The organism is Cryobacterium sp. M25 (assembly GCF_002929635.1).
In the GTDB taxonomy this organism is placed as follows: Bacteria; Actinomycetota; Actinomycetes; order Actinomycetales; family Microbacteriaceae; genus Cryobacterium; species Cryobacterium sandaracinum.
This window is the reverse complement of record NZ_PJJU01000048.1, coordinates 1-12,834: the sequence shown is the minus strand read 5'-3', so window position 1 is coordinate 12,834 and position 12,834 is coordinate 1. Positions and strand designations below refer to the sequence as shown.

Below are 12,834 nucleotides of genomic sequence, written 5' to 3'. Positions count from 1 at the left end.
ACAATGACTTTTCCCAACGGATTCCTGTGGGGTGCCGCCACTGCGCCGCACCAGGTCGAGGGCAACAACACTTCCAGCGACTGGTGGCTGCGCGAGCACGGGCGGCTGCCGAGCCCGCATCCAGTCGAGTCGCCGAGTGGCGATGCCGCGGACAGCTACCACCGCTACCCGGAGGACATGCGCCTGCTCGCCGACGCCGGGCTCACGAGCTACCGGTTCGGCATCGAGTGGGCCAGGATCGAGCCAGAGGAAGGCTTCGTCTCCCGGGCGCAGCTCGACCACTACCGCCGGATGATCGACACGGCGCTCGGCCTCGGACTCACGCCCATGGTCACACTGCACCACTTCACCAACCCCGCGTGGCTCGCGCGGGACGGCGACTGGCGCAACCCCGCGGTCGTCGACCGGTTCGCGCGTTTCGTCGAGTCGGCTCTGCCGATCCTCTCCGACGTCGACCTCGTCTGCACGATCAACGAGCCGAACATGGTCGCCATCATGGCGAACTCGCGCGAGGCGTTCCCGCACGTCGGCCTCCGGGCCGGCGACCCCGTCGTCACCGAGAACCTCATCGCCGGACACACGCGCGCGGTCGACATCCTGCGCGGCGCCGGCAAGCGCGCCGGGTGGTCGGTCGCGACGCAGGCCTACCAGCCAGAGCCGGGCGCCGAGCAGGCGGCCGACGACTACGGATACTCGCGCGAAGACGTCTTCATGGACGCAGCGCGCGGTGACGACTGGATCGGCATCCAGGCCTATACGCGCACGAAAATCGGCGCGAACGGGCCGATCGCGATTCCGGCTGCTGCGGAGCGCACCCTCACCGGCTGGGAGTACTACCCCGGAGCGATCGAATTCGGCATCCGCCGCTCCTGGCAGCGCAACGGTGGCGTACCGATCTACGTGACGGAGAACGGCATCGCGACCGCCGACGACGCGCGCCGCATCGACTACACGACGGGAGCGCTCGAGGGGATTCTGAGTGCCATCGCGGACGGCATCGACGTGCGCGGCTACCTGCACTGGAGCGCGCTCGACAACTACGAGTGGGGCAGCTACGCGCCCACCTTCGGGCTCATCGGCTGGGACGCCGAGACGTTCGAGCGCCACCCCAAGCCGAGCCTGGCGTGGCTCGGAGAGGTCGCCCGGGCCGGGCGGCTCTTAACCTCAACACCGTTCAGTTAAGCGTTCTCGTGTTGCGTTGTGGTTATGCGCGTACAGGGTGGGTGAAGCCGGTCTCTGACCGTCGGTTGTCGGATGTATTGTCGGTTAGTTTGTTGACCCGGGTGTTCCCGGCTGATGTCATCGACGAGGTGGTTCAGGCCGCGGGGCGGACTGAGCAGCGAAACCGGGCGTCGCCGGCGCGGGTGATGACGTATTTTTCAATCGGGATGGGCTTGTATGCCGAAGCGTCCTACGAGGACGTGTTTGCTCAGCTCACGGATGGGCTGTCGTGGTCGTCTGGTTGGTCCGAGGCGTATGCGCCGCCGTCGAAGTCCGCCATCTTTCAGGCGCGTCGGCGGCTGGGGTTTGAACTGGTTCGGGACCTGTTTGCCCGTGTCGCACAGCCGCTGGCAGGGCCTGACACGCCGGGGTCCTGATTGGCTGGATGGCGCTTGATGTCCATCGACGGAACGATCCTGGATCTGGCCGACAGCGTCGTAAATGCTGAGTTCTTTGGTCGCCCACCCGTCAGTCGCGGGGAGCAATCTTTTCCCGCAGGCACGGTTGGTGGCGTTGGCTGAGTGCGGAACGCATGCCAGTCTGGACGCGGTGATGGGCCCGTGCACGACGTCGAAAGAGCTTGCCAAGTGGTTTGTGTAAGTGTTTCGGAATTGGTTAGAGGTGGGGGTTGATTCGGTCTGGGTAGGCCAAGGCGAGCTGGTTGAGGGCGAGCTTCCAATTCGTGGTGATTTTGGCCTTCGACGAGGCGGCCTTCGGCCTTGCGTTTGGTCGTGCGGTTGCCTCCTCGTTCCTTGGCTCGGTCGCGGGCGCGTTTGTCTTCGATGTTGCAGATCGCCAGCCAGAGCATCTTGATCGCGGCCTCATCGTTGGGGAAGTGACCGCGGTTCTTCGTCACCTTCCGCAGCTGGTAGTTCAACGACTCAATGCTGTTAGTCGTGTAAATCACGCGTCTCAAATCGGGTGGAAACGCGAGGAACGGAGTGAAGCGTTCCCACGCGTCCTCGAACGTTTTCACCGCTGCCGGGTACCGAATGCCCAGGGGTGATGACGCGGACGACGAAGCAGATCTCGCGCCCTACTTCATGCAATACGCCATGGACGAGATGCGAATCGTCATGACACCGAGGCTGCTCCGCCTACGACGCCTAGTGATCGGAGAGGTCAGCCGCTTCCCCGAACTGGCCCAAGCCCTATTCGAAAACGGTCCCCAACGATCGATCCAATCATTGGCCATCGTCATCTCCAAGCTCGTACAGCGCGGACTCCTGAGCGCACCGAGCCCAGCAGTAGCAGCCACGACCCTGAATTGGCTGGTACTCGCCGCGCCGGTCAACGAAGCCACGCTCCTGGGCGACGAGGCCATCCCGACTACCACCGGCATGAAGGCCCATGCAGCGGAGGCCACGCGCGTATTTCTCACCGCCTACGCCAGCGATACCGGTCTCGACGATCTGCGCTGAGACTGACGAGGAAGACTGGGAACACGCACTACCGGCCACAATGCGCCAACGCGATACCGCCGCTTAGCTTTGCGACTCACACACTTGTTCGGGGGTCTGTCGGACTGGTCTCCCGGCTGCTAGACAGACGTGCGCCCGTATGGATGGGCGCTTGGGCGAATTGACGTGGGGCAACATGGGGCATGGTCCTAGAGACTGGAACCCGCCGGGATATTGGGACGCACCGAGGGCCGCCACATCGTCGATGAGCAGCTCGTCGACGATGTCAGCGCGGGTGTGGGTGGCACCCTTCCGTGGGTTCGCGCCGATGCTCCCGATCATGGCTTTGATGACGTCGCAGCCCTCTTCATTGACGTTCGCGATCCGACCCCAGCGTCCGGCGGTATAGGCCGCGCCGACACCTGCAAATACCTGTCCCGCGGGCGGAGGGGCGAACGAACCGATGCTCGTGATCGTTCCCGCGACACCATCGGCGAGAGCCCACCTGTCGTCTGAGCTGACGTCGGCGTCCAACATCCCGTTGACACCGGTAGCCATGTTGAGAACGCCCACACCGACCCCGAGAACACCGAAGCCCTTGCCGATCCGCGCTGTCTCCCGGCGAGGTGCTGAACAGATACTGCAGCTCGTGCACCAGAAACCGATGTCATCCACATTCGGGGACGCCGGCGTCGCGGGTAACGAAGACGCGGGGGTCATCGTTTCGGTATCGGTCATGTTCATCCTCTCCCGTGGAAAGTCGTACGGTCACGCACTCATTGCGATGTGGACATATGGCGGACGCCGCGAAGTATCGACGAGATGACGTCCCTCGTCGCTGGCGGGTACCAGTCCCCGGCGATGATCGACAGCAGACCCGTCTCTCCACGGTACGTGCCGTTGTTACGCAGCAGGTCGATGACCGCCGCGATTCGGGGATCCGACACCGTTGCTGGCAGGGTCCGCGCCCGCGCCAGAACGGACTTGCGCTCGAGGAACACAGACTCGTCGGCGATCTCGAGTCGATCACGTCCGGTCGGATAGCCGCCGGTTTCGCGTACGACCCCGCGCTCGACGAGTGCCACATAGAGGTGGGGCAACACGGCGACAGTCACCGGCTGAAGCACCTTGTAGGTGAACGGGGGTCGTCGCCGAGCAGATACCACTGCAAGGGCATCCAACATGGCGGACCCGGTCGGCGAGTCGTCGACGACCACGAGGCGGGCGTTGTCAGCGGGCTCGGTTAGAAATCCGTCCTTCGGGTCTGTCAGGATACGTCCTTCGAGCGCGAGTTCGATCAAACCGCCGGCGCCCGGCACGATCTGGTCGGGTTCGAGCTGTCCCGGCCTCTGCTGGAGCATCAGCTGGATGTCTTCGGCGATGCTCGGCACCGACGTGGTGGCGTCTGTCATGGTCCTATTCTTTCAGGCCGACGGGGCAAGGTCACCATGGCCACGCATCCTCGACGAAGTCGCCTACTGCTTCGGCGCCATCAGAGACGGCATTTCCGACGTCCGATGCGACATCGGATACGACCCTCGCCGTCGCCTGTCCGAAGTCGCCGATCTTGTCGATCTCCCGATTTGCCGAATCGGTGAATAGTCCCCAGCGGGAATGTCGCTGCTCAAGGTCGATGAGCTGCTGACTCTTTCTCCAGCGGACGGCCGAGGCTCATGGTTTGGCCCGGCGCCGGTGGATCGTGGGGCACGTGTCTCCGAACTCCTGGAGGGAGTTCGATAGAACGATGAGGTTCTCCAGCGACCGGCTGAGCCGGTGGAGTTTTTGTCACGACGAGCGGATCGCCGGTCCGGTTCGCTGAGCGAGCGCCTTGTGGCCTTGCCCCCGGTTAGTGGACACGGGGTTATGCGGCTTTAGCGAAGACCGCGTTTTGGTTTGAGTATTGCAGTTCGAAGTCGACGGGGCTGACCTGGCCGAGGGATGTGTGCCGGCGGCGCCGGTTGTAGCGGTCTTCGATCCAGGCGCCGACCTCTTTGGATGCTTTGTTTTTGCTGGGCCAGACGCGTCGATGGTAAAACTCGGTCTTGAGCGTGGCGAAGAAACTTTCCGCCATCGCGTTATCCCAGCAGACCCCGGTGTAGCCCATCAACCGGGTGATGCGGTGCTGTTTCGCGAACGCGGTCATCTGCGCTGACGGGGTGACACGATCGGAGTGGAAGATTACCTGCTCGGGCCGCTCACCGCGGAGCGCCATGGCCATGACCAGGGCGGTCTTGATGAGGTCGGTGCAGTCGGCGATGGCCCAGCCGATCGCGCGGCGCGAGTGCGCGTCGATCACGGTGGCCAAATAGAGCCACCCTTCCCAGGTCCTCAGGTAAGTGATGTCGCCCAGCAAGACCTGGTTCAGGGCCCCGGTGTCCCACTGCCGTTTGATGATGTCGACCGGGTGGGCGTCCTCGGTTTGGCTGACCGTGGTGGTGCGCCAGCGTTTGGGGCTGATGCCCACCAACCCGAGGCGGCGCATGGTGCTGGCCACGGTCGCGCGCTCAGTTGCCCCTAACGTGGCGACAGCTTGCGAAGGGCACTGGCCTTATGCGCGGCTTCGGCATCCGTTTTCTCAGATTTCACGATAAACGCAGGGTCATCTTTCGAGGCGTGGAACGTTTTGCCCGCGAAGTCAAAATCGCTCGTCTTCTTCTCGATTACCTCCCCCTGAGTTCGCCCCTGAGACGTCGCCCAACTCACCCGGTCGCCTGTGCTGAAGTCTGTCATCCTTGAAGCATACGGACGGAGACGGACCTGGGCTAGAGGGGTGGGCTGAGTGTCATGTTCCTGTCTGTTCTAAGGAATGATCGTGCCCGCGCAATTCGTTTTCCACGCTTGATTTGCCACGCGCTCGTGACGGCGCTCGCTAAAATTCTCCAGTCCTGCTCACTGAAATTCCCCACTCCGGGTCGCTTCCGCACATAGAAGCGGGCCTTTCTCGAAACTGATGGTCTTCGACCACACACCAGCTTCAAGAAAGGCCCTACTCCTATGCTTTCAGAGGAGGACGACGTAGGTGGAGAACCGGCCAGTGCTGAGCCATTCCTCTATCCAGGGCCCTCGCTCGATGTCGTTGCCACAGCGCGCCCTGCGCAGCGTTTGGCCCTGGCGCCTGTTCCGCGCCAGGAAACGAGGTGCCGCGAACTCGTCCCACTCCCCCAGTTGCAGGCATGGCGCCTGCCTCAGCGGAGAATCTTTCAGACCTCGGCGCGGAGATAGGCGTAGACGGTTTCGCGGCTGATCCCAAAGTGTCGAGCGAGAGCAGCTTTCGGCACGCCGGCGGCGGCCTTCTCACGCAGCTCCGCGGCGCGGGCCGCGTCCAATGAGGGGGTGCGGCCGCGGTACACGCCACGCTTCTTAGCCAGGGCAATACCCTCGCGCTGACGTTCACGGATCAGGGACCGCTCGAACTCAGCAAAGGCTCCCATGACGTTATGGAGCAGGTTCGCCATCGCGTTGTCGTCACCGGTGAAGGAGACTTGCTCTTTCACGAACTCGACTCGGACCTTCTTCACGGTGAGCCGGCGCACGATCGAGCGGAGGTCGTCGAGGTTACGGGCAAGGCGATCCATGGAGTGCACGAGCACAGCGTTCTACGCAGGTCGGAGAAGCCCTCGGCAGGTGAACAGCCCATCAGGGTGAATACCGTGGCCGACACTGCGATTAACCACACAAACGCCCACTTGTCGGCCACTTTTCTCCCCTGATTGAGGCAAACCTATCGGTTTACGAAATCAAGCCACAAGGGGTCCTTGCGCGGGTAGCACCCTGGCCTTTTGCTCGAGACGCTTCCCCTGGCTTGCAATCGGCAGCGCGTTGCCCTGGACAGCCACCGAGTCGTAAGCTCGCGCTAGATAGCGCAATCGGATGCCCGCGAGTCGAGGGGCGGTCGAAATGGAATTCGGTTCTTTGTCTTGGTGGAACTTTTGGGTGGTCGTTCAGGTTTTCCTTTTGGTTGGGATCATCGTGGCTCTGGCGCTCTTCATCCGCTGGGGACGGCGCAAGAGCGCGATTCTTGAAGCAAACGAATCCACAAAAAATCGGGGAGGCGCTGGCCACGGAAGGTAGTGGGAGGGAAGCACCGCGCGAAGGGTTCCGTAGACGCATCTTCACTGGGGCCCTATCTTGAAGTAGCCAAACGAACGGAACCGTCATGGACAATCCAGCCGCACTTGCAATCGCTCTCGCATCCGTCGTCGCAGTCCTCTACAGCGCTGCGATCGCGTACGCCATCGTCCAGATCGCGCGAACCCGCGACCTGTCCGAGGTGGAGAAAGTCCTCTGGATGATCGCCGTCGTATTCGCGCCTCTACTCGGCGCGCTCGTTTGGTATTTCGCCGGGCCACACCCATTCGGCCTTCGACTCACACGCCAGGTTCGATAGACCTCGACCTTCATTTCCCTTCGCGGAAGGGGTTCCCCGGTGGCACAGTGCATCAGCCCCAGCGAGCCGCGCTGGCGATGGTGTGCGAAGTAGCCAGACTGTTGTCATGCTCATTGATCACTGGCCCTTCGTCGGCTTGCACCTGAACACGGATCGACTCGAGCTTCACCTACCCACCGATGAGGAGTTGACCGAAGTCGCGTTGGTCGCCGCCGGGGGCGTCCATCAGCGCGGTGAGCGCCCCTACCTGACGCCGTGGACGGACCATTACCACCGAACGCACAGTGCACGTCATGAAGCAGCATTGGAGCCGCCGAGGCGATTGGAGCACGGACGCGTGGACCCTGGAACTCGCTGTTTTCCACGAGCAGCAACCCATCGGCATGGTTGCTCTCAGAGGGCGTGAGTTCTCAATCCTTCGCGAAGTCAAGACAGAATCCTGGCTCGGCGTCGAACATCACGGGAAAGGCCTGGGGACCGAGGCACGGTCCGCCCTATTGCACCTCGCCTTCGACGGCCTCGAAGCCGACGCTGCCTGGTCCGAGGTTGTCCAAGACAATCCAGCGTCACAAGGTGTCTCGCGAAAGCTTGGCTACAAGCACGATGGCATCTCCAGAGATGTACTCGATGGCCGAGCAGTCACCTCCGACCGACTGCGTCTGACACGTTAGGCGTGGGACGGGAGGCCGCGTCTCAAGGTGACGATGGCTGGCCTCTCGCCCTGCCTGCCGTTCTTCGGTGTGACACCTGGCCGACGAAACTAGACAATCCGTCACGACGGTGACGGCGAGGAGCTGCCGTCGTTCCAAAAGACCTTCCTGCAATCAGTCAATTCGGCGGAGGGTCGTCGCCAGGGTCTCGCGGAGATGCCGGCGCTGAGAGCGACGAAGACTGCGGCTGCCCCGGCTGTGGTGAGGAAGGTTGAACTCACTTTCCAGCTCTCGACGAGGAAGCCGCTGAGCGCGCTCCCAGCCGCTGCACCGACGTTGTGAGCGGTGTTCACCCACGTTGTTGACTCGGTCTGGCGGGTCGTCCCACCAAAATCGCTGGCCGTAAAATACGCCACGATCATGATCGGGGAAAGGAAGAGGCCAGCGGCCGAGATAACCAGTCCCAGGGAGATTGTCGACGTCGCGAGGCCAGCACCGGCTGAGGCCGTGATGAACAATATCGCCAGGATCACGAGTTGGCGCTGCGAGGACACCGTGATGTGAAGAGCGCCATAGGCAAGGCCTCCAACGGCGCTGTCGGCCGCGAACAGGGCGAGAACAACCCCCACGGCTGCGACATTACCGAGGGTGGCAATCATGGTCGGGACCGCAACGTAAATGGTGCCGACCACAAGGCCGACTGCCAGCACAGGCAGGAGCAGCGCAATGAATCGAGGTTCTGTGAGCAGGGGCGCAGCGCTGGCTACGTTCCTGCTTGACGCGTCGACCGGGGTCGCGGCCATCGCGGGAGAAGACATCATCAGAGCTGTCCCGACCAGAATCAGTGCGGCAGGGATGAGTAGGGCGGTACTTGGCTGGATGATGACCAAGAGCAAGCCGGACAAGGCGGGGCCGACAAGGTAGAGCAACTCCTCCAGGACTGCATCCAGACTCAAAGCCTTTTTCAGGTGGCCTGGCGTCGGGGTCAGCGATGCCCAGGCGACCCGCATTGTCGGCAGCGGTGGAGCGAACGCGCCGAGGAGGCCGGCCACGGTCACGCATAACCAGACTGGTGCGCCCGAGCTCGTGAGCAGTGCGAGTGCGACCAAGCTCAACCCGAAAACGCTGCTGAGCAGGAGGAGGACAAGGCGGCGACCGAATCGATCGATGAGGCGGGCTCTGGCTGGTGCGAGGAAACCGGGGTAATCTTCATATTTCTCCTGTAAGGCATGGCGCGGGACATACTCAGATCTCTCGCGACCGGGGTGGCAGATTCGCCGGCGTCGGGTATTTAACTCTCAGCGAATCGACGTCGGCACCCGCCGAGATCCTTCCTCGCTGGACAGCGCTTGCTGACACTCTCCACGATGCGTTCACGTTTGATGACCAGTTCCGTATCGGCCAATGCCGCCATCACCGTGAACACCATCCCGCCATCGGCGTGCTCGTCGCCACGTTTCCCGGCCCATCGTGGTGAAGACCGCGACGGGCAGATTGCCACCCGACCTTTCTCCCCGGCCAACGGCGTGACGCTGGCCGGGGAGAAAGACGTTCTGGGGCTGTGGGCTGGCACGAGCGGTGAGGGCGTCAGGTTGTGGATGTCCGTCCTGACCACGGGCTCCAAGAGATGAACGAGTAGGTCCCCGGCAGTTTTTTCAGCCTGTCACAGATCAGGAAGAACGTGATGGGCACGCTTGGGTTCTTGATGACCCTCTTCCCAGATAAACCCAGGAAAATAGCGCCGCTGAGCGTTGCTGTTCACAGATTCAGCGACAAAGTCCTGACCGTGCTTCAGCGGAGCGGATCGCATGTTACTTGCTGCTGTTTTCTTCTTGGAGAGCTGCTAGCGCGGCGAGAAGACGTTCATCGGCTTGATCAGCAACGTTCTGTATCCCTGGGGAATTGCTCAACTGGACCATGGTTTGTGCGTTGATGGCTTGCACCGTGGTGGTATTCGCTGATGGGCTGCGTCGGATGACGACGTTGCACGGAAGCAGCAATCCCATGTCGGGCTCTGCGTTGAGTGCTTGTTCGGCGAGGGCCGGGTTGCAGGCGCCCAGGATCAGGTAGTCGCCGAGTGACTGTGCGCTTTCCGCGCCGAGTTTCGTTTCGAAGGTCGCATGGACGTCGATTTCGGTAAGAACGCCGAATCCCTGGTTGGCGAGTTCTTCCCGCACTCTGGAGACGGATTCCTCGTAGGGCAGCGAGACGGTGATGGTGTGTGCGTAGTTCATTGGTTTCTCCTGATCCATTTTCTTGAACTGATGGTTGCAGCTGGTGTCAGTTTGCGGTGATGACTCCCATCATTCAACTGTCTTCGTGGTCGAGGATGTGGCAGTGGTACACGGTACGTCCGCTGAAGTCGTCAAACGCGATGCGTACACGCACGGTGCTGAGTGCCGGGATGTTCACGACGTCCTGCCACATGATGGTTTTGACGGGCTGGCCTGACTGTTCGATGATCTGCATCGGCCACACGTGCAGGTGCACGGGGTGATCGAGCGGGCTGGTATTTGTCAGCAACCAGTCCTCCACGCTGTCGAATTGCACGGTCGTGTCGACCCGGGTGGCATCGAATGCGCGGCCGTTGATCGTGGCTGACATCATGCCGCCATCCATTCCTCCGCCCATGCCGCTGCCTGTGTCCCCGCCCATTCCGCCGCCCATATTTCCGCCCATTCCCATCGCGAAGATTAGCTCGCGTCGGGCGGTTCCGGTAGCTGTGCGTAGGTCACGCGGAACGGGCTGACCGGGTATGGCGGCGACTGTGGCGACAACGTCACCGGCCACGATAAATGTGGCCAGCGCGATGTCGGCGGCGGAAGTGGAGCCTACGCCGCCCATCATTATTCCGCCGGATCTACCTCGGTCGTAGGTGTGGGCACGCAGTACGGAGGTGCCGATTGTGCCGGTGACGAGAAGGTCGGCCCGGTTCCCCGGGGCCAGCACGACCTCGTTGACTTCGTGCGCGGCTTCGAAACGTCCGGAGTCGATTCCGAGAAGGGACATCTGCTGCCCGTCGAGGCGCAGCCGCAGGTAGCGGGACACACAGGCATTGATGATGCGCTATCGTTCCCGTTCGCCAGGGCGGGCAGTCATGCTGGGGGTGAGTTGTCCGTTGACCAGGACGAGGTCTCCCTCGCGTCCGGCCATTTTCTCCATCGCTGTGGCCGCTGGAATTGTTCCTGTGGAATCGAGGGTGATGTCGGAGACGACGAGGACGCGTTCCCGGCTGGCAGGGATGGGGTCGGGGTCTTCGACGATGATGGCGCCGTAGAGTCCGCCGAATACCTGATCGGCCACGAAACCGTGGTGGTGCGGGTGATACCAGTACACGCCCGGCGGGTGATTGGCGGGCAGGTCGTACTGGTAATCAAAGGAGTCGCCGGCTGCGACGGTGACGAACATGTTGTCGCTGTCGTTCTCGGACGAGACGTGGAGGCCGTGCACGTGCAGGTTGCTTGGGTCTGCCAGACCATTGCGAAGGCTCACGCTGAGGGTATCTCCCGCTCGAACGCGCAGTGTGGGGCCGGGCACGCCACCGTTGTAACTGGGCGCACGCACGTCACGGCCAGCGAGGGTCACCTGTTGGGGTGAAGACTCGAGGTCAACGGTGAGAGTGCCATTGACGCTTCGTAGCTCCGGGGGCTCCACGAGGTCGCTCCCGGACGGTGTTGCCGGTGACGTAGTTGATGAGATCCGTTGATTGACGAAGAAACCCGTTCCGCCTACAGCCGTGCCTGCGATCCCCACCCCGCCGAGGATCAGGGCGCTACGGCGACTGAGATCGGGCACTACCGGTCCTCCTCGAGCACCCGTAGCTGATCACGCAACTGCTCCGCAGTGAGCTCCCCCCGAGCGAAACGCTCCTCAAGAATTTGCCTAGCACTGATCGAATCAGCTTGCCTCGGAGCGGATCGTGTGTCATCGCTTCCGGATTTGTTCGACAGTAAACGAACAATGACGTAAATGAGCACGGCGACGCCTGCAATAGCTAGCAGTCCGAATCCCCAGGACCATCCCATACTTCCGTTACCCCACATCATCTGAGTTCCTTCCGTTTACTAATCCGTAATGCCGTTATACCCCTAGAGGTATATAGTCTTAACTGGTAGATCGTACACGGCGTTGGCACGTGGAACGGCACGTACCTCACACACCGGTGCAACCCGCTGAAACTCACGCGACAAAAAGGGCCCAAACGCGAGGCTTTGACGGCTTCGAACTAGGCCCAGGGGTTGCGGGATATAGCTTGAGGCTATGACGACCGGGTGGAATCGGAAGACCATTGCTAGTGCCATGCTCGTCACTATCTTGACCTCGATCGGGGGACGCGCGCCTGCCAAGTGATGACGCTCTGGCGATAGGTCGCTGCTTTCCAGGATCCACTTGGGGACGCGCTAAGCCTCAATACCGTTCAGTTAAGTGTTTGAGTGGTGATTTCTGGCTCGTGGAGGGGTTGTGGCCAGTGCGTGTGGTGGAAGCGTTTGGCGGGCCACTTCGAGACTTGCGTTTGATGACGCGAGGGTGTGATCGCCGTCGTCGCGCGGGGTTCAGGCGCCGGACGAGGGCGAGGATGGCGTGGCGCCAGACCGCTTTGGCGTGGTCAGGCTGCGGAGGGGGAAAAAGCGCCCTGAGCGACAGAGCGGCGGGCGATGCGGAGTGCGGCAACGAAAGAGACCCGGTCGGGGTCACGGCGAGCGTGTTGGGCGGCCTCAACCATGAGCGTGCGGATCGCGTAGTGGCAACAGAGGTGCCCCCAGATTTCCTGCTTGACCAGGTCGGGGGATTTGGACCGCATCACCATGCGCGGCCCGCGTTGGTGAGTTTTCAACTCGTCAAACACGGACTCAATCTCCCACCGTTCGGAATACACGATCGCGAGTTCTTCCGCTGAGGCTTCGCCCGGATCAAGGATCGTGGTCAGCAGCCGGTAGGCGCCAGGGTTGTCGCGTCCATCGTCGATCGTGTAGTCCACGACCCGCACGGTCAACGGTGGTGTCGATTGCCGCCCAGGGCCAGAGGTCGGGATGATCGTCGCCAGCCAGGACCCGTCAGCGAGGGTCTCCAGATGCCTCGGACGAAGGTTCGTCTTGACCCGCCAAAGCAGGTCAGCGCCCGTCGCTGCCGCCTGAGCCCACAACCGGAAGCCGTAGAAGCCCCGGTCGGCCAGGAC

13 protein-coding genes and 4 pseudogenes are annotated in these 12,834 nt (G+C 62.2%); 6 read left to right on the top strand and 11 right to left on the bottom strand.

Annotated elements, in window-relative coordinates; all coding sequences use genetic code 11:
• Positions 1 to 3: 3 nt before the first annotated feature.
• Together CXY81_RS06810 and CXY81_RS06805 are read left to right on the top strand one after the other, a co-directional pair.
• Positions 4 to 1,182, top strand: a complete 1,179-nt coding sequence (locus tag CXY81_RS06810; protein ID WP_104171064.1) for a glycoside hydrolase family 1 protein — start codon at positions 4 to 6, stop codon at positions 1,180 to 1,182.
• An 11-nt stretch (positions 1,183 to 1,193) separates the two neighbouring features.
• A pseudogene (locus CXY81_RS06805) lies at positions 1,194 to 1,779 on the top strand (transposase domain-containing protein); the annotation flags it as partial.
• Between the two features lie 57 nt (positions 1,780 to 1,836).
• Here the strand turns inward: CXY81_RS06805 and CXY81_RS06800 are convergent.
• Positions 1,837 to 2,230 (bottom strand): annotated as a pseudogene (locus tag CXY81_RS06800) (transposase); the annotation flags it as partial.
• Here CXY81_RS06800 and CXY81_RS06795 point away from each other — a divergent pair.
• Positions 2,214 to 2,642, top strand: coding sequence for a TetR/AcrR family transcriptional regulator C-terminal domain-containing protein (locus CXY81_RS06795; RefSeq protein WP_104171063.1), 429 nt, complete (start codon positions 2,214 to 2,216; stop codon positions 2,640 to 2,642). The pseudogene CXY81_RS06800 and the gene CXY81_RS06795 sit on opposite strands and share 17 nt — an antisense overlap.
• Before the next feature lie 63 nt (positions 2,643 to 2,705).
• Here CXY81_RS06795 and CXY81_RS06790 read toward each other — a convergent pair whose 3' ends face one another.
• From CXY81_RS06790 to CXY81_RS06765, 5 genes and pseudogenes are all read right to left on the bottom strand, one after another.
• Positions 2,706 to 3,359, bottom strand: a complete 654-nt coding sequence (locus tag CXY81_RS06790) for a hypothetical protein (protein WP_146067639.1) — start codon at positions 3,357 to 3,359, stop codon at positions 2,706 to 2,708.
• Positions 3,360 to 3,397: 38 nt separating this feature from the next.
• The gene (locus tag CXY81_RS06785) at positions 3,398 to 4,033 is read right to left on the bottom strand and encodes a GPP34 family phosphoprotein (RefSeq protein WP_104194388.1); all 636 of its coding nucleotides are present in this window, start codon (positions 4,031 to 4,033) and stop codon (positions 3,398 to 3,400) included.
• A 449-nt stretch (positions 4,034 to 4,482) separates the two neighbouring features.
• Positions 4,483 to 5,115 (bottom strand): IS3 family transposase, encoded by a 633-nt coding sequence (locus tag CXY81_RS06780; RefSeq protein WP_104194387.1) that lies wholly within the window; start codon positions 5,113 to 5,115, stop codon positions 4,483 to 4,485.
• A 20-nt stretch (positions 5,116 to 5,135) separates the two neighbouring features.
• Positions 5,136 to 5,351 (bottom strand): DUF2945 domain-containing protein, encoded by a 216-nt coding sequence (locus CXY81_RS06775; protein ID WP_104194386.1) that lies wholly within the window; start codon positions 5,349 to 5,351, stop codon positions 5,136 to 5,138.
• Positions 5,352 to 5,821: 470 nt separating this feature from the next.
• Positions 5,822 to 6,217 (bottom strand): annotated as a pseudogene (locus tag CXY81_RS06765) (recombinase family protein); the annotation flags it as partial.
• 560 nt (positions 6,218 to 6,777) lie between these two features.
• On the opposite strand from CXY81_RS06765, the gene CXY81_RS06760 reads away from it, so the two are divergent.
• Complete coding sequence (locus CXY81_RS06760; protein WP_104194385.1) at positions 6,778 to 7,008, top strand: PLD nuclease N-terminal domain-containing protein; 231 nt, start codon at positions 6,778 to 6,780, stop codon at positions 7,006 to 7,008.
• Between the two features lie 266 nt (positions 7,009 to 7,274).
• On the top strand, positions 7,275 to 7,679 hold the full coding sequence (locus CXY81_RS06755; protein ID WP_255408684.1) for a GNAT family N-acetyltransferase: 405 nt from the start codon (positions 7,275 to 7,277) through the stop codon (positions 7,677 to 7,679).
• A gap of 101 nt (positions 7,680 to 7,780) precedes the next feature.
• On the opposite strand, the gene CXY81_RS06750 is transcribed toward CXY81_RS06755, so the two are convergent.
• Positions 7,781 to 8,794, bottom strand: a complete 1,014-nt coding sequence (locus CXY81_RS06750) for a hypothetical protein (RefSeq protein WP_369828350.1) — start codon at positions 8,792 to 8,794, stop codon at positions 7,781 to 7,783.
• Between the two features lie 345 nt (positions 8,795 to 9,139).
• Here CXY81_RS06750 and CXY81_RS16920 point away from each other — a divergent pair.
• A pseudogene (locus CXY81_RS16920) lies at positions 9,140 to 9,271 on the top strand (IS256 family transposase); the annotation flags it as partial.
• 198 nt (positions 9,272 to 9,469) lie between these two features.
• Here the strand turns inward: CXY81_RS16920 and CXY81_RS06740 are convergent.
• The 4 genes from CXY81_RS06740 to CXY81_RS06725 form a co-directional block, all read right to left on the bottom strand.
• The gene (locus tag CXY81_RS06740) at positions 9,470 to 9,892 is read right to left on the bottom strand and encodes a DUF302 domain-containing protein (protein ID WP_104171056.1); all 423 of its coding nucleotides are present in this window, start codon (positions 9,890 to 9,892) and stop codon (positions 9,470 to 9,472) included.
• A 73-nt stretch (positions 9,893 to 9,965) separates the two neighbouring features.
• On the bottom strand, positions 9,966 to 10,706 hold the full coding sequence (locus tag CXY81_RS17450) for a multicopper oxidase family protein (protein WP_369828347.1): 741 nt from the start codon (positions 10,704 to 10,706) through the stop codon (positions 9,966 to 9,968).
• 18 nt (positions 10,707 to 10,724) lie between these two features.
• On the bottom strand, positions 10,725 to 11,243 hold the full coding sequence (locus CXY81_RS17445; RefSeq protein ID WP_369828349.1) for a multicopper oxidase family protein: 519 nt from the start codon (positions 11,241 to 11,243) through the stop codon (positions 10,725 to 10,727).
• Positions 11,244 to 12,264: 1,021 nt separating this feature from the next.
• The coding region (locus CXY81_RS06725; protein ID WP_146067637.1) for an IS4 family transposase at positions 12,265 to 12,834 on the bottom strand (570 nt) is incomplete at its 5' end.

What these genes read in the sequence shown, in the direction of transcription:
- CXY81_RS06760 (WP_104194385.1), top strand. Translation starts at nt 6,778, where the DNA reads ATGGACAATCCAGCCGCACTTGCAATCGCTCTCGCATCCGTCGTCGCA.
- CXY81_RS06810 (WP_104171064.1), top strand. Translation starts at nt 4, where the DNA reads ATGACTTTTCCCAACGGATTCCTGTGGGGTGCCGCCACTGCGCCGCAC.
- CXY81_RS06790 (WP_146067639.1), bottom strand. Translation starts at nt 3,359, where the DNA reads ATGACCGATACCGAAACGATGACCCCCGCGTCTTCGTTACCCGCGACG.
- CXY81_RS06740 (WP_104171056.1), bottom strand. Translation starts at nt 9,892, where the DNA reads ATGAACTACGCACACACCATCACCGTCTCGCTGCCCTACGAGGAATCC.
- CXY81_RS06795 (WP_104171063.1), top strand. Translation starts at nt 2,214, where the DNA reads ATGCCCAGGGGTGATGACGCGGACGACGAAGCAGATCTCGCGCCCTAC.
- CXY81_RS06775 (WP_104194386.1), bottom strand. Translation starts at nt 5,351, where the DNA reads ATGACAGACTTCAGCACAGGCGACCGGGTGAGTTGGGCGACGTCTCAG.
- CXY81_RS06785 (WP_104194388.1), bottom strand. Translation starts at nt 4,033, where the DNA reads ATGACAGACGCCACCACGTCGGTGCCGAGCATCGCCGAAGACATCCAG.